The organism is Streptomyces pactum, from assembly GCF_016031615.1.
In the GTDB taxonomy this organism is placed as follows: domain Bacteria; phylum Actinomycetota; class Actinomycetes; order Streptomycetales; family Streptomycetaceae; genus Streptomyces; species Streptomyces pactus.
This window is the reverse complement of the sequence record NZ_JACYXC010000001.1, coordinates 309,380-329,936: the sequence shown is the minus strand read 5'-3', so window position 1 is coordinate 329,936 and position 20,557 is coordinate 309,380. Positions and strand designations below refer to the sequence as shown.

Annotated in this window: 13 protein-coding genes and 2 pseudogenes; 9 read left to right on the top strand and 6 right to left on the bottom strand. The window is 76.6% G+C overall.

Annotated features, from left to right (window positions below; genetic code table 11):
* Positions 1–265: 265 nt before the first annotated feature.
* Entirely contained in the window at positions 266–1,237 is a 972-nt protein-coding gene (locus IHE55_RS01320) for a hydroxyacid dehydrogenase (protein ID WP_197991707.1), read from the bottom strand.
* Between the two features lie 584 nt (positions 1,238–1,821).
* Here IHE55_RS01320 and IHE55_RS01315 point away from each other — a divergent pair.
* The gene (locus IHE55_RS01315; RefSeq protein ID WP_197987323.1) at positions 1,822–2,919 is read left to right on the top strand and encodes a CobW family GTP-binding protein; all 1,098 of its coding nucleotides are present in this window, start codon (positions 1,822–1,824) and stop codon (positions 2,917–2,919) included.
* Positions 2,920–3,015: 96 nt separating this feature from the next.
* On the opposite strand, the gene IHE55_RS01310 is transcribed toward IHE55_RS01315, so the two are convergent.
* The 3 genes from IHE55_RS01310 to IHE55_RS01300 form a co-directional block, all read right to left on the bottom strand.
* The gene (locus IHE55_RS01310; protein WP_197987322.1) at positions 3,016–3,402 is read right to left on the bottom strand and encodes a VOC family protein; all 387 of its coding nucleotides are present in this window, start codon (positions 3,400–3,402) and stop codon (positions 3,016–3,018) included.
* Between the two features lie 198 nt (positions 3,403–3,600).
* A complete protein-coding gene (locus IHE55_RS01305; protein WP_197987321.1) occupies positions 3,601–4,230 on the bottom strand; it encodes an alpha-ketoglutarate-dependent dioxygenase AlkB in 630 nt (209 codons plus the stop codon).
* A gap of 323 nt (positions 4,231–4,553) precedes the next feature.
* Entirely contained in the window at positions 4,554–6,242 is a 1,689-nt protein-coding gene (locus IHE55_RS01300) for an MFS transporter (protein WP_197987320.1), read from the bottom strand.
* Positions 6,243–6,303: 61 nt separating this feature from the next.
* Here IHE55_RS01300 and IHE55_RS01295 point away from each other — a divergent pair, with 61 nt between their 5' ends.
* Both IHE55_RS01295 and IHE55_RS01290 read left to right on the top strand, forming a co-directional pair.
* The gene (locus IHE55_RS01295) at positions 6,304–7,422 is read left to right on the top strand and encodes a helix-turn-helix transcriptional regulator (RefSeq protein ID WP_197987319.1); all 1,119 of its coding nucleotides are present in this window, start codon (positions 6,304–6,306) and stop codon (positions 7,420–7,422) included.
* 294 nt (positions 7,423–7,716) lie between these two features.
* A complete protein-coding gene (locus IHE55_RS01290; protein ID WP_197987318.1) occupies positions 7,717–9,033 on the top strand; it encodes an MFS transporter in 1,317 nt (438 codons plus the stop codon).
* 771 nt (positions 9,034–9,804) lie between these two features.
* Here IHE55_RS01290 and IHE55_RS01285 read toward each other — a convergent pair.
* On the bottom strand, positions 9,805–10,296 hold the full coding sequence (locus tag IHE55_RS01285) for an SRPBCC family protein (protein ID WP_197987317.1): 492 nt from the start codon (positions 10,294–10,296) through the stop codon (positions 9,805–9,807).
* An 89-nt stretch (positions 10,297–10,385) separates the two neighbouring features.
* Positions 10,386–12,020: a phytoene desaturase family protein gene (locus tag IHE55_RS01280; RefSeq protein ID WP_197987316.1), complete on the bottom strand. Its 1,635-nt coding sequence runs from the start codon at positions 12,018–12,020 to the stop codon at positions 10,386–10,388.
* A gap of 810 nt (positions 12,021–12,830) precedes the next feature.
* Here IHE55_RS01280 and IHE55_RS30585 point away from each other — a divergent pair.
* The 6 genes and pseudogenes from IHE55_RS30585 to IHE55_RS01250 all read left to right on the top strand — a co-directional run.
* Positions 12,831–14,105: pseudogene (locus IHE55_RS30585) on the top strand (MFS transporter); the annotation flags it as partial.
* Between the two features lie 1,134 nt (positions 14,106–15,239).
* Complete coding sequence (locus IHE55_RS01270) at positions 15,240–15,995, top strand: SDR family oxidoreductase (RefSeq protein ID WP_197987315.1); 756 nt, start codon at positions 15,240–15,242, stop codon at positions 15,993–15,995.
* A 297-nt stretch (positions 15,996–16,292) separates the two neighbouring features.
* Positions 16,293–16,487, top strand: a complete 195-nt coding sequence (locus tag IHE55_RS01265) for a DUF2795 domain-containing protein (protein WP_197987314.1) — start codon at positions 16,293–16,295, stop codon at positions 16,485–16,487.
* A gap of 50 nt (positions 16,488–16,537) precedes the next feature.
* Positions 16,538–17,497 carry a UDP-glucuronic acid decarboxylase family protein gene (locus IHE55_RS01260; RefSeq protein ID WP_197987313.1) on the top strand — a complete coding sequence of 320 codons (960 nt, stop codon included), beginning with the start codon at positions 16,538–16,540 and terminating at the stop codon, positions 17,495–17,497.
* A 240-nt stretch (positions 17,498–17,737) separates the two neighbouring features.
* Complete coding sequence (locus IHE55_RS01255) at positions 17,738–19,438, top strand: carbamoyltransferase family protein (RefSeq protein WP_197987312.1); 1,701 nt, start codon at positions 17,738–17,740, stop codon at positions 19,436–19,438.
* A pseudogene (locus tag IHE55_RS01250) lies at positions 19,435–20,442 on the top strand (glycosyltransferase family 2 protein); the annotation flags it as partial. The gene IHE55_RS01255 and the pseudogene IHE55_RS01250, both read left to right, overlap by 4 nt.
* Positions 20,443–20,557 lie beyond the last annotated feature (115 nt).

Below are 20,557 nucleotides of genomic sequence, written 5' to 3'. Positions count from 1 at the left end.
CGGGGCGGGGGCCGGCCCGGACCGGCGTGCGGCCGGGGCACCGGGCCGGGCAGGGGCGAGGGCCGGTGCCGCCGGGTGCCGGAGGGGACGCGGCCGGCCGGCCCCGTCCTCCTCCGGCCGGGGTCCGACGCGCCGGAACGGGGTCTGCCGGGGCCGACGGGTGCCGGAACGGGGTCCGCGGGGGTCCGCGGGGTGCCGGCACGGGGTCCGCCCGGCCCGGGCGCCGGATCGGGCTCCGCCGGACGTATGCGCCGGGCGTCGGGGGTCAGGCGATGCGGTCCAGGTCGCCGGGGAGCACCTGGTGGCGCAGCGGCATCCCGGCCGCAAGCCGCTCCGCCTCCTCGGTGACCGCCAGGCCCAGCCGGGGCAGCTCGTTGCCGAGCGCACCGGCGATGTGCGGGGTGAGCAGCACGTTCGGCAGGTGGTGGAGCGGTGAGCCGGCGGGCAGCGGCTCGGGGTCGGTGACGTCCAGCACCGCCGAGATCCGGCCCGACACCAGCTCCCGGGTGAGCGCGGCGGTGTCCACCAGCGCGCCCCGCGCGGTGTTCACCAGCGCGGCGCCGTCCGGCAGCAGCGCCAGCCGGCGGGCGTCCAGCAGGTGCCGGGTGCCCGGTAGCAGCGGGGCGTGCAGGCTCAGCACCTCGCTGGTGGCGACGAGTTCGTCCAGCGGCAGCGGACGGACGCCGAGCGCGCGGGCCTCCGGGCGCGGCAGATACGGGTCGTACACCGCGACCTCCACATCGAACGGGCGCAGCAGCTCGATCACCCGCCGCCCGATCCGGGAGGCCCCCACGATCCCCACCCGGCGGCCCAGGTTGCCCAGCCGCCCGGTCTCGGCCGGGTCCGGGAGGCGGTGGCTCGCCGCGTAACGGGCCCGCATCCGCAGGGCGTCCTTGCCACACAGCAGGATCGCCCCGAGGGTGAACTCGGCGACCGGCACGGCGTTGGCGCCGGCCGCGGAGGAGACCAGCAGGCCACGGTCCCAGCATGCCGCGGTCACATGCCCCTTGACGCTCCCCGCCGCGTGCAGGACCGCGCGCAGCCGGGGGAGGCCGGCCAGCACCTCCTCGGTCAGCGGGGTGCAGCCCCACCCGGTGACCAGCACCTCCGCGTCCTCGGGGGGCACACCGCCGGTGGCCACCGGGTGCGGCGCCGCCTCCCGGGCCACCCGGAGGGAGCGGGCGAGCCGGTCGAGCAGCGGGTCGGGGAAGAGCCGCGGCAGATGGACCGGTTCCATCACGAACAGCGTGGCGGGCTTGTCGGGCACGGGCCCTCCCGGTAGGCGATCGAAAGCGGTGCGCGAACGGGCCGCTCCAGTCTCCCCGACGCCCCGCCCCGACGTACCGCGATCCGGGGGGCGGTGAGCCCGGTGTCCGTTTGTCCGGTACCGGTCGGCCGGGGTCGGGGTCGGGGCCGGGCCGGTGAGTGCGGGAGTCGGGATTCGTGCGTCCGGTGCCGGCCGGTCCGTGACCGACGCTCCGCAGGGCCGGGACCCTCCGGGCATCCGTGGCTCCGGTGTCCGGTGCCCGCATCCCGGTGTCGGGATTCCGGCGTCCCGGGGCCGGCATCCGCGAGCCCGGCGGACCGGCGGCGTGGCCCGCGTGGCGGTGCTGCCCCGGCGTTCCCCCGACCGCGGGGCCGGGCCGGGCCCGTGCGCCGCCGCCGGGGCCGGCCCGGGGGAGGCCGGGGCACGTGGGATCGCCCGGTTCCGCCCGGGGGCGCCGGCCGCAGCCGGCCCGCCGCCCCCGGGGCCGGGCCGTCGTCGCGATGGGCTACGCTCCGTGGGCGAGTTCGCCGTGGCGTCATGGGAAGGGCACCGCCGTGTCAGACAAGCGGATACCGGTCATCCTCCTCGCGGGCTTCCTCGGCTCCGGCAAGACGACCCTGCTCAACCACCTGCTGCGGCGCGGTGGCGACACCAGGGTCGGTGTCATCGTCAACGACTTCGGGAGCGTCAACATCGACGCCCTGGCCGTCGCCGGGCAGGTCGATTCGATGGTCCCCATCGAGAACGGCTGTCTGTGCTGTGTCGCGGACGCCTCCGAACTGGACGCGATGGTGGCCCGCCTCGCCGACCCGGCCGTGGGCATCGACGTGATCGTCATCGAGGCCAGCGGACTGGCGGAGCCGCAGAGCATGATCCGGATGCTGCTGGCCAGCAGCGACGACCGCATCACCTACGGGGGTCTGGTCGAGGTCGTGGACGCCGCGGAGTTCGACCGCACCCGGGAGCGGCATCCGCACCTCGACCGCCATGTGCGGGCCGCCGACGTGGTGGTGCTCAACAAGGCCGACCGGGTCGAGGAGCCGGTGCGGGACCGGCTGCTGCGGACGCTGGGCGACCTGGCCCCCGGGGTGCCCGTGGTGGCGGCCGAGCACGGGCGGATCGATCCCGGCCTGCTGTTCGACGCCCCGTCCCGGCCGTCCCGTCAGGAGGCTTTCCGGCAGCTCTCCTTCGCGGACCTGTGCGCGGCCGACGAGGACCCGGGGCCCGGTGCCACCGGACACCTCCACAGCGCCTACCAGAGCGTGGAGTTCGCGGCCGACCGCCCCCTCCACCCGCGCCGGTTCCTGGACTTCCTGGACTCCCGGCCCGCCGGCGTCTACCGGATGAAGGGGTTCGTGGACTTCGCGCCGGCCGGACGGTACGAGCCGTTCTCGGTGCACGCGGTCGGCCGGTTCCTCCGTTTCCGCCCCTGGGACCGTGGGCCGGAGGAGGCCCACGGGACCCGGCTGGTCCTGATCGGGGCGGGCATCGACGCCCCGGCGCTGCGCGGCGCCCTGGCCGGCTGTGTCGCCGCGGAGTCCGAGGACGTGGCCGAACACCTGATGGCCGGCGTGCTGCGATACGTGGACCGGACGGAGGACCGGGAGGACCGCGCGGAGGCCGCGGAGGACCTGGAGCACCGGGAAGGCTGAGCGGGCCGTGCGCCGCGCGTACCCCGGGCGGACACGCGGTCCCGCGGCCGGCCCCGCCGGGCGGGGCGGACCGGGCGCCGGCCCGCCCCGTACCGGTCAGGCCTCCTGCGGGTACCAGCGCAGCTCGACGGTGTTGCCGTCCGGGTCGCGCACGTACAGCGACTCGGCGGTGCCCCGCGCCCCGAAGCGCGGGCCGGGACCGTCCACCACCTCGAAGGTGCCCTCGGCCACCACCCGCTGCCAGTCCAGCGGCTCGACGACCAGGCAGATGTGGTCCACGTTGGTGCCGCGGGGCCCGTCCGGGGCCGTGACCAGGTCGATGATAGTGGTGGGACTCACCCGCACCGACGGGAAGGGCACCTTGCCGGCGCGCCACTCGTCCACCCGGACCGGTTCCAGCCCCAGCGGCCCGCAGTAGAACGCGAGGGAGCGCTCGACGTCGGCGACGGTGAGGACGAGGTGGTCGAACGCGATCACGCGCATGGGGCACTCCTGAACGGGGACGGTGGGACAACAGATGATCGAACGGCTTGATTCTCGGGCCTCATGATCAATGCGTCCACCACCTTGTTTCGCCGGGGAGCGGTGACCGCCCCCGGACCCCGGCTTTCCCGGCCCCGTCCGCGACCGGCCGGCGCGGTGGACCGGAGCGGTGGGCCGTCGCCACGGTCCGCGGTGGTCTCACGCCACCCCGGCCGGGCGGAACTGGACACTGATCCGCGGTCCCACCGCCCGCGAGGTCTTGGGGATCGCGTGGTCCCAGGTGCGCTGCGTGGAGCCGCCCATCACCACCAGGTCGCCGTGCCCCAGTGCCCGGTACACCGTCGGCCCGCCGCCGTCCCGGGGCCTGAGCGCCAGCCGCCGGGGGTCGCCGACGGAGACGATGGCGACCATGGTGTCCTCGGTGCTGCCCCGGCCGATCCGGTCGCCGTGCCAGGCGACGCTGTCCCGGCCGTCCCGGTACAGGCACAGCCCCGCCGTGCGGAACGGCTCGCCCAGTTCCTCGGCGTACCGGGCGCTGAGCGCGTCCCGGGCGGCGGTCAGCACCGGGTGGGGGAGCGGGTCGCCCGCCCGGTAGTGGGCGAGGAGCCGGGGCACCTCCACCACCCGGTCGTACATCCGGCGCTGCTCCTCCCGCCAGGGGACCCGGTGGACCAGGTGGTCGAAGAGCTCGTCGGCCCCGGTGAGCCAGCCCGGCAGGACGTCGATCCAGGCGCCCATGCCGAGGTCGGTGCGGTGCAGGCCGTCCAGCGGGCGCAGCCCGATGGTCTCCTCCCCGGCGAAGAGGGACGGCTGCAGGTTCAGGTCCATGACCTCAGAATACGCGGTAATCGAACTGGCGATCGAGTGTGGCGGGGTGTGGACCCGCGCCGACTCCTCGGGCCTCAGGGGGAGGCACCGGTGAGGCGTACGGGCCGGTGCCCGCCCGCCCGTACGGCCACCCCACGGGCCCTTCTCTCTCCGGCCCGCACGGCAGTCGCGCGCGTCCGTGCCCCACCCGCCCGTACGTCTCGTCCGTACACCCTCCGTCCGCGCCAAACCCGCCCGCGCGTCGCCGGCCCGCTCGTACGGCTCCGCTCCGGGGCGCCCGGACCGGAGCCGTACTCCCGCCGCATGCGGGTGCCGGGCCCCGGTCAGCGGCTGAGGGCCGCCTCCGGTGCCGCGGTGGCCGCCCGCGGGCCGTCGTCCGTACCACCGGCACCGTCGGGGGAGTCCACGGTGGACGGCGTACCGTGCGGGCCGTCCCCGTGCTCCGCGGCGGTGGCCCGCGGGGACGGCTCGCCGGCCGTGCCACCGTCGTTCCACGGCGCGTCCGCCCCGGCCTCCCCGGTGCCCCCGGGCCGCCGCGCCGGCAGCGCCGCCATCAGCAGGAAGACCAGGGCCAGCACTCCGGTCACCCACCACAGCGCGTGCTGGAACGCCTCGGTGTACGCCGCGCCCCGCTCGCCGGGCACGGCGGCCCGCCGCTCGTCGACGGCGGAGAGGAAGACCACCGAGACCAGCGCCAGCCCGAGCGCGTTCCCCATCTGCTGGACGGTGTTGACCAGCCCGGACGCGGAGCCCGCGTGCTCGCGCGGCACCCGGGAGAGCACCATGTCGGTCAGCGGGGCGACGATCAGGCCCATGCCCGTGCCCATCACCACGAGCGGCGGGATCATCTGCCAGGAGGTGACCTGGGTGCCGTACCGCTCCGCCACCGCGATGTAGAGCAGCAGCCCCGACGCCATGATCAGGGCGCCGCCGCGCAGCACGTTCCGGCCGAACCGGGGCACCAGCTTCTGCACCGACACCCCGGCCGCCACCGAGACCGCGACCGAGAACGGGACGCCGGTCAGCCCCGCGCGCAGCGCGCTCCAGCCCAGCCCGATCTGCATGTAGAGGGTCCAGACCAGGAAGAAGATGCCGCACACCACTCCGAAGGCGAGCTGGACCGCGATGCCGGCGGCGAAGCTCTTCACCCGGAACAGCCCCAGCTCGATGAGCGGCGACCCGTCCTTGCGGGTCTTGTACCGCTCGTAGGCGATGAGCACACCGAAGACCGCGACGCTCCCGGCCATCGACCCGTACCCCCACACCGGCCAGCCCAGCTCGTGGCCGCGGGTGAGCGGGTAGACCAGCATCAGCAGCGCGGCGGTGACCAGGCCCACGCCCGGCAGGTCCAGCCGCAGCGCCCCGGGCGCCTTGGACTCGGTGATGTAGCGGGCGCCCAGCAGCAGCCCTGCGATGCCGACCGGCAGGTTGATCAGGAAGATCGGCCGCCAGCCCAGTCCGAACAGGTCCCACTCGGTCAGCAGCGCGCCGAGGATCGGGCCGGACACCGCGCCCAGCCCCACGATCGCCCCGAACAGGCCGAACACCTTGCCCCGCTCGTGCGGCGGGAAGGTGGCGTGCACGATCGACAGCACCTGCGGCACCATGAGCGCCGCCGTGGCGCCCTGCAGCACGCGCGCCGCGATGAGCAGCTCGGGGGTGGTGGCCAGGCCGCACAGCGCCGAGGCCGCGGTGAACCCGGCGATCCCGGTGAGGAACAGCCGCTTGCGGCCGTAGATGTCGCCCAGCCGGCCACCGGTGATCAGCCCCGCGGCGAAGGCGAGCGCGTAACCGGCGGTGATCCACTGGATCGCGCTGAACGAGGCGCCGGTGTCCTGCCGGATGCTCGGAATGGCGACGTTGACGATGGTGACGTCCACCAGGTCCATGAACGCCGCCGTCATCACGATGGCCAGCGCGAACCAGCGGCGCCGGTCGCCGGGGGCGGGTGCGGACCCGGGCCCCGGCGCGGGGGACGGCGGGGCCTCGGGGGAGGGCTGTGCTGAAGTCATGCGGACAGCCAACCAGCGATATAGGTCGGATCATGTCCTGATCGACCGGCATGCTGGGGTCATGACGGACACCCCGGCGCGGCTGCTCACCCTGCTGTCCCTGCTCCAGACGCCGCGCGAATGGCCCGGCGCCGAACTGGCCGAACGGCTGGGCGTCAGCCGGCGCACCGTGCGGCGGGACATCGACCGGCTGCGGGAACTCGGCTACCCGGTGCAGGCCAGCCGGGGCGCCGACGGCGGCTACCGGCTCATCGCGGGAAAGGCGATGCCGCCGCTGGTCCTGGACGACGAGGAGGCCGTGGCCATCGCGGTCGGGCTGATGGCCGGCGCCGGACACGCGGTGGAGGGCGTGGAGGAGGCCGCGGTCCGGGCCCTGGCCAAGCTCGAACAGGTGCTGCCGTCCCGGCTGCGGCACCGGGTGACCAGCCTCCAGGCGGCGACCCTCCCGCTGGTCGGCGGCGAGGGCGGCGACACCGTCGATCCGCGGACCCTGACGGTGATGGCGGCCGCGGTCACCGGCCGGGAGAAGCTCCGCTTCCGGTACCGCTCCGGCGACGGCACCGCCAGCCGCCGGCTGACCGAGCCGTACCGGCTGGTGTCCACCGGCCGCCGCTGGTACCTGGTGGCGTACGACCTCGACCGCGCCGACTGGCGGACCTTCCGCATCGACCGGGTCGGCGCCCCGGAGGCGACCGGCGGACGCTTCACGCCCCGGGAGCTGCCGCCCGGCGGCGCCGACGGCTTCGTCGCCCGGTCGCTGTCCCGGACGCGGTCCGAGCACCGGCTGGACGTGACCTTCCAGGCACCCGCCCACCGGGTGGCCGCCCGGCTGCCCCGCTCGCTGGGCGTCCCGGAGCCTGACGGCGCGTCCGCCTGCCGGCTGCGCACCACCACCGCCGACGCCCTGGAGTGGGTGGCGGCCCGGCTCGCCCTGGTCGGCTGCGAGTTCACGGTGCACGCCCCGGACGCCCTCATCGGCCACCTCGACGAGCTGGGCGCGCGGCTGCTGCGGGCGGCCGCGGACCGCACACGGGACGGCGGACCGGCCCCGGTGGCCGGCCCGCGGACCGCACCCGGCGGCACCGCACCGGAGGGCGGGACCGGCCCGCGGACCGGGCCCGGCGGCACCGGGCCGGAGGACGGCACCGGGCTCAACGGTGAAGCAGCACTGAAGAGTTGAGTGAGGACATTTCACTTGTCCCGGTGTCCGGGCTCGGGCAGCCTTTCGCCGGGACCTGACGGGACGGGGGAGACGACGGGTGGTCGGCCAGGGAGCGGGGCACCGGTGCGGGGCCGACCGCCGCCCCGGCGCGGCCCACCGACCGGGCCGGCCGCCCCCCGAAGCGTCGGCCGCGCCGCCGGACACCGGCGCCCGGGAGCGCCGCCGGCGGCGCCCGGGCACGCGCCTCGTGCGCGGTGCGGCATCCACCCCGTGACGACGCCACCGACCGCACCGACGCCCGAAAGACCCGGCATGCGACCCGAATCCCCCTGGCGGACACCGGACTTCCGCACCCTGTTCACCGCCTCCGCGCTCAGCCAGCTCGCCACCAACGTCGGCTACATCGCCATCCCCCTCATCGCCGTCTCCGCCCTGGACGCCTCCCCCGGACAGGTCGGGGCCCTGGCCGCCCTCGGCACGGCCGCGTTCCTCCTCATCGGACTGCCCGCCGGGGCCTGGGTGGACCGGATGCGCCACCGGCGGGTGCTGATCACCGCGGACCTGGCCCGGGCCGCGCTCCTCACCTCCGTCCCGGTGGCCTGGTGGCTGGACCGCCTCACCCTCGGCCAGCTCTACGTCGTGGTCCTGCTCAACGGCTGCGCCACCGTCTTCTTCGACATCGGCTCGCAGAGCGCGCTGCCGCGGATCGTCGGCCGCGAGGGACTCGTCCAGGCCAACGCCGCGGTGGTCAGCCTGATGGCGGTCGGCAACGTGGCCGGACGCGGCGCCGGCGGCGGGCTGGTCCAGCTGCTCACCGCGCCGGTCGCCATCGTCTGCACCGGCGCCGGCTACCTGGCGTCCGCCCTGCGGCTGACCGCCCTGCGCCGATCCCCGCGGCCCGGGCCGGCCTCCCCCGAGGAGCACACCGGGCCGGCCCCGGGGCTCGCGGCGCGGATAGCCGAAGGGCTGCGGCACGTCCTGGGTGACGCGGAACTGCGCGCGCTGGCCCTGACCGCCGCCCTCGCCAACCTCGGCTTCCAGTTCGTGGGCACCATGCTGCCGGTGCTCTTCGTCCGCGACCTGGACCTTCCGGCCGGCGCGCTGGGACTGTTCTGGGCGGTGGGCGGTGCCGGTCTGCTGCTGGGGGCCCGCTGCGCCGGCCCGGTCGCCCGGCGCCTGGGGTACGGCCGCACGCTCGGCCTGGCCGGCCTGGTCCTCGCCCCCGCCGGGCTGCTGATCCCGCTGATCGACCGCGGGCCCTGGCTGCTGGTGGCCGGCGCCGGCTGGCTGCTGGCCATGTTCAAGACCGGGATGGACAACGTCCTGGGGGTGAGTCTGCGGCAGCGGATGACCCCCGACGACCTGCTCGGCCGGATGAACGCCACGTTCCGCTTCGTGCTCACCGGCGCGATGGCCATCGGCGCCGCCGCGGCCGGTGTGGTCGGGGAGCTCGCCACCGTGCGCACCGCCCTGTGGGTGGGCGGGACGGTGATGTCCCTGGCCTTCCTGCCGGTCTTCCTCTCCCCGGTCCGCACCCGGCGCGACCTGCCCCGGCCGCGTCCGCCGGCGGACGCGGCCGAGGCGGGTCCCGCGGCGCCGCCGGCCGGACCGGCGCACCGGGTGGGGTAGGGCGACCCGGACCGCGCCTGAGCGCCGGCGGCCCCCCGCCGGCCGGGACCGTCCCGGGTCGCGGTCAGGTGGCTCCTCCCTCCTGCGGGTGCGGGGGCGCTTCGTGCGCGAGGGGTTGTGTCACCGGTGGGCGCTCCCGGTGATGCTGCCGGAGCCGGAAGTGAGCAGGGCTCAAGCGGCGGCCGGTGGCAATGGGGCGGGAGGCGCCGGTGCCTTCCCGTGATCTTCCGGAGGTTGTGGTGCGTCGTATCGGCATGGTGGTGGCGTCGATGGCCGGGGCGGCGTCCCTGGCGCTGTCTTCGTCAGGGCAGGCCGCGGCCGCGAACGGGGTCCTGACGATCGTCCCGACGTCGTACCAGAACCCCAGCGGCTGCTACAACGCGCAGCTGAACCCGCTGATCGTGACCGATCGGACCGATCGGACCGCCACCGTCCACAGCCGGCCGGACTGTCAGGTCCGTGATCGGCACGGTCCCGCCGGGTGGGGGAAGCGGCACGTTCGAGTTCGGTGCGAGCGTGTCCATCCCTTGACACCTACCGTGGCCGGCAGGCGCTCCGCAGCCGGCGCTCGCTGTCGCGCCCGGACCGGGGGCCGTGGGAAGCGGGCCGGGTGGGGCGACGACCGGCCACGGGAGACCGCCGGCCCGCTGGGCGGTGTGCCCGTCGCCGCGGAGCGCCCGTACGGCCCGCGCGAGGGCCATGTCACGTCCGCCGTCGCCCCGGGTGCTCAAGGCCGGTGCGGCCGGACCGCCGTTCATCAGGGGACGCCGGTCACCAGGGACCGGCGTCCGCCGGGGCCGCCCGGCCCTCGCCGCCGTGCGCCGCACCGGGCCCGGTGGACCGTTGCACCAGCTTGGCCAGCCGCTGCAGCATGACGCGGTGCCGGATCTGGAGCACCGCGTCCAGGGCGACGTTGTGCAGCCGGCCGCCCGGTCCGCTCAGCGGGTGCTCGTCGAGGATGATGAGCGCGTCATCGCCCCAGGGCAGTACCTCGATCGCGATCCGCGCGCTGCCCAGCGGCCCGCTCCGCGCCTCCAGCTGCAGTTGCCGCGGTGGTTCACTGATCCGCACCACGGTCTCGTTGTGCAGCCGCAACGGTCCGATCCGCACCGTGTAGCGGATGGCGGAACCCACCGCCGGCCAGTCGTCCAGCTCCTCCGACTCCGCCGTCCCCACCACCCACTCCCGGTAGGCGTTGCCGTCGCAGAGGACGGACCACACCTGCTCCGGGGTCCGCGGGACGAGCACATGTCGTACGGCCATCGAGGTCTCCTTGCCGGGTGTCTCCGGTTGTGTGTGCCGGGTGTGTCCGGTCGTCCGGGCCGGTCCCGGCCGGGCCGGTCCCGGCCGGGTCAGGGCCACCGCCCGCCGGGGCGGCGCAGCGCCGACCACACCGGGTGCAGTACCCGGCGCACCAGCGGACGGCCGGCCCACAGCGCGGCCCGCGCCGCGTTGGCGCCGCACGCCCCGTGCACCCCGCCGCCGGGATGTGCGGAGGCGGACGCCAGGTACAGCCCCGGCACCGGGGTCTCGGGGCGCCCGGTGCCGGGCATCGGACGGAAGAACAGCTGCTGGTGCACGGCGGCGGTGCCACCGTTGAGCGCCCCTTGCTCCAGACTGCGGTCGATGCGCTGCAGATCGGGCGGGGCGAGCACCCGCCGGGCCACGACGGTGTCCCGGAACCCGGGAGCCAGCCGCTCCACCTCCGCCTCCAGCCGGGCGACCATCGCGGCCCTGCGGTCATCGTCCCAGTGGTCCCCGACCCCCGCACCTCCGGCGTCGCCGCGTACCCGCTGCGGCAGGTGCGTGTACGCCCAGGCCGACTCGGTGCCGGCCGGGGAGCGGCCCGGGTCCGCCGTGGTCATCTGGCCCAGCAGCGCGAACGGCCGGTCCGGCACCTGCCCGGTGGCCAGCTGCGCCGCGTAGCGGGTCAGGTGGTCCATGCCGGTGGCCAGGTGGACGGTGCCCGCGCGGCCCGCCTCGGCGGCCCGCCACGGGATCGGGCCGGACAGCGCCCAGTCCACCTTGAACGTCGCGTGGTCCCACTGGAAGCGCGCCAGGTCCGCCCGGAGCCGGGCCGGCAGCCGGGACAGCCCGATCAGCTCACCGTAGAGCGCGGGGGCCGGTACGTCGGCGAGCACCGCCCGCCGGGCGAACACCTGCTCCCCGTCGGCGGTCCGCACCCCGGTGCAGCGGTCGTCCGACAGCAGCACCCGGGTCACCGGCGTACCGCAGCGCAGCGAGCCGCCGCGGGCCCGGAACCGGCCGACCAGCGCCCGGGTGAGCTGCTGGGCGCCCCCGGCCGGCACCGGCCAGCCCACCTGCTGCCCGAGCATGGCCAGCAGCCAGCCGAACGCCGCGCTGCCGGGCGACTCGGGGAACAGGTCGGCGTGGAGCGCGCAGCCGGCCAGCAGCAGCGGAGCTCCTACGCCGGTGAACTCCTCCTCGGCCAGCCGCCGCACCGGCAGCGCCAGTGTCCGCACGGCCCGCAGCCCGCCCGCCGAGCGCAGCCGGGCCGCCAGCGCGGCCCCCGACCGGATCGGCGGGAGCGGGGTGAACAGTGCCCGGATCAGGTCCGCGCCCAGCTCCTCCCACAGCTCCACCAGCCGCAGGTAGGCCGCCCCGTCCCCGGCGCCGAACTCCTCCAGCCCCCGGGCGGTACGCGCCGGATCCTGGTACAGCACCGCGCACCGCCCGTCCGGCAGCGGGTGCGCCAGCACCGCCGGCGCCCGGCTCCAGCGCAGGCCCCACCGCTCCAGCTCCAGCCCCTGGAGCACCGGTGAGGCCGCCGCCAGCGGGTGGAAGGAACTGCACAGATCGTGTACGTGGTCGGGGTGCACCCCGCGGTCGCTGCGGACCGCCCCGCCCGGGGTGTCGGCGGCCTCCAGGACGGTCACCTCCCAGCCGGCGTCGGCCAGCAGGTTCGCCGCCACCAGGCCGTTGGGCCCGGCCCCGATCACCACCGCGTCCACGGTCCGGCCGGTCATCGGCGGCCGTCCGTCCCGGCGGTGGCCACCGCCCCCGTGCCGGGGCCGCGGACGCCTCCGGCCGTCGCCACCCGCGGGCCGCCGCGCGGCGGCCGCCGTGCCTCGCCGCTCATCCGCACCTCGCCTCCCGCCCCGGTCCAGGGGCCGCCACACGCGGTCAGGGGCCGATGCAACGGGTATCCGGCCGGGCGGTGATCAAACGGCGGTCCGGCCCCGGCCGGCGTCCGGGTGGCGGACCCCTGCCCCGGGCGCGAGCGGGCGAGGGGCCGGACACCGGCGGTGACCGGCCCGGCCGCCGGGCGCCGGGCCGGCTCCTCCAGTCCACCGTGCCGGTCCGCCGTGTGAGGAAGCCCACGCGCGGGCCAACCGGTGTGGTGGGCAGGGCTTTTCGTGCTCCGGCGGTGGTGCCCGCGGGCAGGGAGCGGCGCAGGTCACGGCGCCGCCCCGTCCGGTCTGTGACGATAGGTCGGCGCCGAGCCGGTTGTCACCGGCGCGCTCCGGGCCCGGGACCCCGTCTCCGCCCCGTGATTCCCTGCCGAGTCCCGCGCGGAACCCCTGCGCGCCGCGAGAAGCCGCACCATGCCTGAGATGACCCTCCCCGCCCACGGCGAGCGGGGCACCGTGTCCGGTGCCCCGCCGGACGCCGTGGCCGCCGGTACCGGTTCCGCCCCGGAACCCGTCCCGGCCCCCGTTCCCGCACCGCACCCGGACCCCGGACCGAACCGTCCCGGTCGTGCCGGCCACTCCGGTCGTGCGGACCGTTCCGGCCGCGTGGACCGGGCCCCGTGGCGATCCCTGCGGCACCCCGCGATGCGCTGGTGGTCGCTGGCCAACCTGGTCTCCAACACGGGTACCTGGATGCAGCTGACCGTGCAGAACCTGCTGGTGCTCCAGATCACCGGTTCCGCGGCGGCCACCGGCCTCTCGCTGTCCGTCCAGGCCGCCCCGGGGCTGCTGCTGGGACTGGCCGGCGGCGCCGTGGTGGACTCCTGGCCGCGCAAGGTCACCGCCACGGTCAGCCAGGCCGTCCTGGGTCTGGTCGCCTTCACCACCGCCGCTCTGGTCGCCTGCGACCAGCTGACGCTGCCGCTGCTGATGGTGCTGGCCGCGGTCACCGGTGTCGTCGCCACCGTGGACGGACCGGCGTGCGCGCTGCTCGGCAACGACCTGGTGCCGGTGGAGGACGTCCCGTCCTCGATCGCCCTCGGCTCGGTGGTGCACAGCGTCGGCCGGCTGACGGGCGTGGCGCTCGCCGGTGTGGCCGTGGCCGGGTTCGGGACCGCCGCCGCCTACGCCGCCAACGGGATCTCGTTCCTGGTGGTCGCCCTGGTCATCCCCTTCCTGCGGCTGCACCACCGGGCGGAGCCGGCACCCGCCGGGGGAGCGCCACGGGACCGCGCGGCACGCAAGGGCGGCACCCGGGAGGGCCTGGCCTTCTTCCTGGGCCGGCCCCGCCTGGTGGCGCTCACCGTGATCACCGCGGTGAGCGCGATCTTCGGCCGGAACTACGGGCTGACCCTGGCCGTGCTGGTCACCGGGCCGCTGGCCGGCGGCGCGGAGGAGTTCGGCACCGTCTCCACGGTCCTGGCCCTCGGCGGCATCGGCGGCGCGGTCCTCGCCGGGCGCCTGCGCCGCCCGTCGGTGCGGCTGGTCGCCACGCTCGCCGCCGTCGGCGCGCTGCTCCAGGTGGCCGCCGGGCTCGCCCCGGAACTGTGGCTGCTGGTGCTGCTGGTCGCGCCGATGGCCGTGGTGGAGTCCCTCTCCGACACCGCGGGCACCACCGTGCTCCAGACCGACCCCCCGGCCGCGATGCGGGGCCGGGTGCTCGGGGTGTGGCGCAGCGCCGGCACCGGCTGGGGGCTCGCCGGCCCGCCGCTGCTGGGGCTGCTCATGGAGTGGGCCGGCCCGCGCGGTGCGCTGGTCGCCGGCGGTCTGCTCATCGCCGGGGTGATCGGTACCGGCGCCACGTTCCACGCCCGGCGCGCCGCCGGCCCACCGGTGCCGGCCGGGACGCTCGCCACCACCGTCCTCCCCGCCGGACTCGGCCCCGCCACCGCCGGGACGGCCGTGGTCCCGACGGCCGCCGCCCTCCCGGTGCCGGCTTCCCGCCCCGGTGCCTCAGCTCACCACGGTGGCCTGACCGGGCTCCCGCCCCCGGCCCCCGAACGGCCCGCCGCCCCGTGCGCCGGGCCGTTCACCCTTCTGAGGCCTGTTCTCCCGGGCGGGCCCCGCCGGACGCCCGGTCCCGCGCCGACCGCATGCCCCCACGCCGGACGCCCGGCCCCCGCCGTGCCCCGCCCCGCCCTGCCGGGCCGGCCGTACGTGGGTGCCTCGTCCGCGCCGGCGATGCACGGGCCGGCCGGGGCGCGGCCGGGTCCCGGGCCGCCGCTGGCCGGGCTCCGCCCGCGTCCCGCGCACTCCCGGCCTCCCTGGTGGGTCGGCTGCCGCACGTCCCGCGGGCGGCGCCGGGTGCCCCGGCCGGACGGGCCGCGGCGCCCCGCCGGACGGAACCCGGCATCCGGTGAGTCCGGCCCCTGGTGCCCCGCCGGACGGCTTGCGTGCCGGCCGCCGGCCGGGGCCCGGCTCTCCCCGGCGGGGCAGGTTCCCGCACGTCCCGCCGACAAGGCGTCCGCCCGCGCCGCCCGACCCGGGCCGCCCCGCGCGGGTTCCGGCTTCCAGGGCCCCGGGCTCCAGCCGCCGTACCGCCCCGCCGGCAGGCCGCCCCGCCACCTTTCGCGACCCTTCTCCTCCGCGTACCCGCCTCGGCACGCCACGCCCTTCAGGGGCCGTCCGCCACCCGGCTCCCGACCGTCCGTCCCCGCGCCTCCGGCCGCCGTCCCGGTGGGCCGTCGTACGGACGCCCACCGTTCGCAGGCCCCCGGTACGGAGGCCCCCGGCACGGACGCCCACCATTCGGAGCCCCCGGTACGGAGGCCCTGGTACGGAGACCCCCGGTACGGCGGCGCCCGGTGGTCCGGGGACGCCGGCCGGTCCCGCAGACCGCCGGCCCGCGGTTCCGCCAGCCGGGCTGGGCCGGCCGGGTGACCGGGCGACCGCCCTGTTTCGGCCAGGGGCCCAGGGGTACCCCGTGCTGGGCATATCGGCGGCCGGTGTCCGGCCGCCCCACCCGAACCCTGCGGGACGACGGGTCCTCAACGGCCGGGCCGACCGGCGGTGTCGGGACCACACCGGCCCCACGGGACGAAGGAGGAGCGGGACATGCCCGAGGCGGGTACCCCGGCAGCGGCCGGACCCCACGGACGACACGCCCTGGTGACCGGCGGCGCGCGCGGCCTCGGTGCCGCCATCGTGCGGCGGCTCGCGGACGCGGGCGCGTTCGTCACCGTGGCCGACATCCGGCGCGACCTGGCCGAGAAACTCTGCGGAGAACTCGTCGAGCAGGGTCACCAGGCCGCGTTCGCCGAACTCGACGTCCGCGATCCGGCGGCGGTGGCCGACCTGTTCGGAGAACTGGACGCCGCCGACCGGCCGGTGGACGTCCTGGTGAACAACGCCGCCGTGGACGTCTCCAAACCCATCGAACACCTCAGCCCGGACGAGGTGACCCGGGTCATCGGCACCAATCTGCTGGGCCCGGTGTACCTGTGCCTGGAGGGCTACCGCCGGATGGTCGCCCGCGGCCACGGCCACATCGTCAACATCCTGTCCACCGCCTCCAACCGCACCTGGACCGAGGCCGGTCCGTACGCGGCGGGCAAGGCGGGGCTCCGCGCCTTCACCCACACCCTCTTCAAGGAGGCACAGCGCGACTGCCTCGGGGTGGGCGTGACCGGCATCATCGCCGGCGGGATGGCGACGCCGTTCGTGCTGGAACGGTTCCCCGACGCCGACCTCTCGCTGCTGCAGAGCCCCGACATCGTCGCCGACACGGTCCTGTACGCGCTCTCCGTGCCGACCGGCAGCGCGGTGGCCGAACTGGTCGTCGTGCCCCGGAGCGAGTCGTCCTGGCCGTGACCGGACGGCGGTGGGGCGGCTGCCCGGCCGGTGCCGTCGCGTACCGGTCGTGCGCCCCGGCCGCCGCCACCGGCACCGGTCCCGCGCGCCACCAGCGGTACCCCGGCGCCCCGCCTGGGAGCCGCCCGGGCGAGCGCCCGGGACGTCCCCGCCGACGGGTCCCCGGCACATCCCCCGACGAACCCCCCCGACGAACCCCCGACGAACCCCCCGACGAACCCCCCGACGAACCCCCTGACGAACCCCCTGACGAACCCACCGAACCGAGGAACCCACCGAGGAAACAAGGAGGACACCATGGCCGAGAAGCTCAACCCCATCGAGGTCCAGAAGGCCCTGAAGAACGTCAACTACCCCTGCGGCAAGCAGGACCTGGAACAGCGCGCCCGGGACAACGGCGCCAGCGACACCATCGTCAAGCGCATCCACGACGCCAAACGGGACCGGTTCGACGGCCCGGACGACGTCCAGCGGGAGATGTTCGGCAAGTAGCGCCGAGCCACCCGCGGTCCACCACGCCGACGCAAGGAGGGAGATCGCAGATGAGTGACGCCACCCGCCGCTTCCGGCACGCGGTGGTCACCGGTGGGGCCGGCTTCGTCGGTTCCCATCTGTGCACCGCGCTGCTGGACCAGGGCACCGCGGTCACCTGTGTGGACGACTTCTGCACCAGCACTCCGGAGAACGTCGCCCACCTCACCGGACACCCGGACTTCACCCTCGTACGCGCCGACGTCACGCAGCCGTTCGAGGTCGGTCGGCGGGCCGACCTCGTGCTGCACTTCGCGTCGCCGGCGTCCCCGGCCGACTACCTGCGGCTGCCCCTGCACACCCTGGAGACCGGCAGCCTGGGCACCCGCAACGTGCTCGCCCTCGCCCGCCGGCACGGCGCCCGCTGCGTCCTCGCCTCCACCTCCGAGGCGTACGGCGACCCGCAGCAGCACCCGCAGAGCGAGGGGTACTGGGGCAACGTCAACCCGGTCGGTCCGCGCAGCGTCTACGACGAGGCGAAACGGTTCGCCGAGGCGCTGACGACCGCCGAGGGCCAGGTGCACGGCACCGACACCGGCATCGTCCGGCTCTTCAACACCTACGGGCCCCGGATGCGCGGCCACGACGGGCGCGCGGTGCCCACCTTCATCCGCCAGGCGCTGGCCGGTGACCCGCTCACCGTCACCGGCGACGGGCAGCAGACCCGCTCCATCGCCTACGTCGACGACACCGTCCGCGGCATCCTCGCGATGGCCGCCTCCGACCTGTCCGGGCCGGTGAACATCGGCAACCCCACCGAGATCACCATGCTGGAACTCGCCCGGAAGATCATCCAGCTGACGGGCTCGCGGTCCACCGTGCGGTTCATCGAACGGCCCACCGACGACCCGGCCGTGCGCTGCCCGGACATCACCCTGGCCCGCGGCAAACTCCAGTGGGAGCCGGTCGTCCCGCCGGACGAGGGCCTCACCCGCACCATCGACTGGTACCGCGCCCGGGCCGCCGCCTGAGCCGGCGCCCCGGTCCCGCCGCCCGGCCGGTCCGGTGCGCCTGCCGGGTCCCGGCCCGTCCACGGACCCGCCCGGGGTGCCGGCCGGTCGCCCCGGCCCCCGACGGCCGGGCCGGTCCGACGGCCCCGAAACCCGGCCGGCCGGCCACTCCGCACCCCTGCCCGCCGCGCCCGGCGGCCGGCCCACCGGGCCGCCCACCGGACGCGGCGGCTTCCGGGAGCCGACGAAAGGCAGCACCCCATGCGCGTACTCGGCGTCAACGCCCTCTTCCACGACCCCGCCGCGGCCCTGGTCATCGACGGCCGCACCGTCGGCGCCGCCGAGGAGGAACGGTTCTCACGGCGCAAGCACGGCAAACGCCCGGTCCCCTTCTCCGCCTGGGAGATGCCGGAGCAGGCCGCGGCCTGGTGCCTGGCCCAGGCCGGACTGCGCCCGCAGGACCTCGACGCCGTCGCCTACTCCTACGACCCGGCGCTGGCCCGCCCCGCCGACGCCCTGGGACTGGACGACCCCTGGGACCACCTGCGGCAGACCTACGCCCGCGAGGCGGCCGGCTTCCTGCGCGCCGCGCTGCCCGGCCTCGACCCGGAGATCGTGCGCTTCGTGCCCCACCACATGGCGCACGCCGCGTCCGGGGCGCTGGCCGCCCCCGACGCCACCGACTGCTCGGTGCTGGTGCTCGACGGCCGCGGCGAGGCCACCTCCCACCTCGCCGCCCGCCGCACCGGCAACCGGCTGGAGGCGCTGTACGGGCAGCGGCTGCCGCACTCCCTGGGCCTGGTCTACGAGGAACTCACCGAGCACCTGGGCTTCCTGCGCTCCTCCGACGAGTACAAGGTGATGGCCCTCGCCTCCTACGGCCGGCCCCGGATGGCCGCCGAACTGCGCCGCCACATCTTCCCCACCGGCGACGGCGGCTTCCACGCCACCGGCGTGCCCTGGGGGGAACTCGCCCCGCCGCTGCGCCCGGGCGAGACCTGGAGCGCGGTCCACGCCGACCTCGCCGCCAGCGCCCAGCTGGTGCTGGAGGACACCCTGCTGGACCTGGCGCGGTGGCTGCACGGCCGCACCGGCGACCGGGTGCTCACCATGGCCGGGGGAGTGGCGCTCAACTGCGTGGCCAACGCCCGGATCGCCCGCGAGGGCCCCTTCGACCGGGTCTGGGTGCAGCCCGCCGCCGGGGACGCCGGCACCGCGCTGGGCGGCGCGCTGCTGCTCACCGCCGAGGGCGGCGTGCCACCGGAGCCGATGACCGGCGCCGACCTGGGCCGCGGCTGGTCCGACGCGGAACTGGAGGCATGGCTGAAGACCGCCGCGGTGCCCTTCGAACGCCCCCCGGACGTCGCCGAGGAGGTCGCCGCGGCGCTCGCCGGGGACGCCGTGGTCGCCTGGTTCCAGGGCCGGTCCGAGTACGGGCCCAGGGCGCTCGGCCACCGCTCGCTGCTCGCCCACCCCGGCCGCTCGGGCAACCTGGAGCGGCTCAACGACGTCAAGGGGCGCGAACAGTTCCGGCCGGTCGCGCCGATGGTCCTCGCCCACCGGGCCGCCGACATCTTCGACGGTCAGCTGCCCAGCCCCCACATGCTCTTCGTGCACCGGGTGGCACCCGCCTGGCGGGACCGCATCCCGGCCGTGGTGCACGTGGACGGCACCGCGCGGGTGCAGACCGTGGACCCCGCCGACGAACCGCTGGTGGCCCGGATGCTGGACCGCTTCGAGCGGCTCACCGGCCTGCCGGTGGTCATCAACACCAGCCTCAACACCGCCGGCCGGCCCATGGTGGACGACCCGCGCGACGCCCTGGAGTGCTTCGGCTCCGCCCCCGTGGACCTGCTGGCCATCGGCCCGTTCGTGGTGCGGCGCGGCGCGTTCTTCGCCGGCGGGATGCCCGACGCGGGCCGGGTGGACGCCACCCGCCCGGAGACCGGGAGCGCGCTGTGAGCGGCCCGCGCGCCGGGAGGCGCCACCCGCGGCCGGCCGCGTACGCCGTGGTCGTCCCCACCCTCGGCCGGCCCAGCCTGACCCGGACGCTCCAGGCCCTGGCCGCGGCCACCGGGCCGCGGCCGGCCCGCGTCGTGGTGGTGGACGACCGGCCGCACGCGGTCACCACGCCCCTGGATCTCACCGTCCCCGAACCCCTGCGGCCCCTGGTCACCGTGGTGCCCGGCCGTGCCGCCGGCCCCGCCGCCGCCCGGAACACCGGCTGGCGCGCCTGCCCCGAGCCGTGGATCGTCTTCCTCGACGACGACGTGGTGCCCGGCCCGGACTGGGCGGACCGGCTCGCCGCCGACCTCGCCGCGGCCGGCCCGCGCACCGGCGGCGTCCAGGGGCGGATCACCGTACCGCTGCCCACCGACCGCCGGCCCACCGACTGGGAGCGCAACACCGCCGGGCTCGCCACCGCCCGATGGATCACCGCCGACATGGCCTACCGCCGGGCCGCCCTGGAGCAGGCCGGCGGGTTCGACGAACGCTTCCGGCGCGCCTTCCGCGAGGACGCCGACCTGGCGCTGCGGGTCCGGGCGGCCGGCTGGACCCTGACCGAGGGCAGCCGCCGCACCACCCACCCGGTGCGGCCGGCCGACCGCTGGGTGTCGGTCCGCGCCCAGGCCGGCAACGCCGACGACGTGCTGATGACCCGTATCCACGGCCGGGACTGGTGGCACCGCGCGGCCGCCCCCCGCGGCCGGCTGCCCCGCCACCTGGCGGTGACCGCCGCCGCCACCGCCGCGGCCGGCTGCGCGCTCGCCGGGCGGCGGCGCGCCGCGGCGCTCTGCGCGGGCCTGTGGCTCGCCGGTACCGGCGAGTTCACCCTGGCCCGGGTGCGGCCCGGGCCGCGCACCCGCGAGGAGGTCGTCACCCTGGTGGTGACCAGCTGCGCCATCCCCCCGGTGGCCGTGGCCCATTGGGTCCGCGGGCTGCTGCGCCCGCACCGTCCGCAGCCCCGGCCGGCCCCCCCGCCCCACCGCCCCGGTCCGCCGGCCGCCGCTGCCGATCGGCGTCACGCTGAGCAGCGTTTGGTCCGCATATGTACGGATACTCGGTCTCAGGTGAAGACCA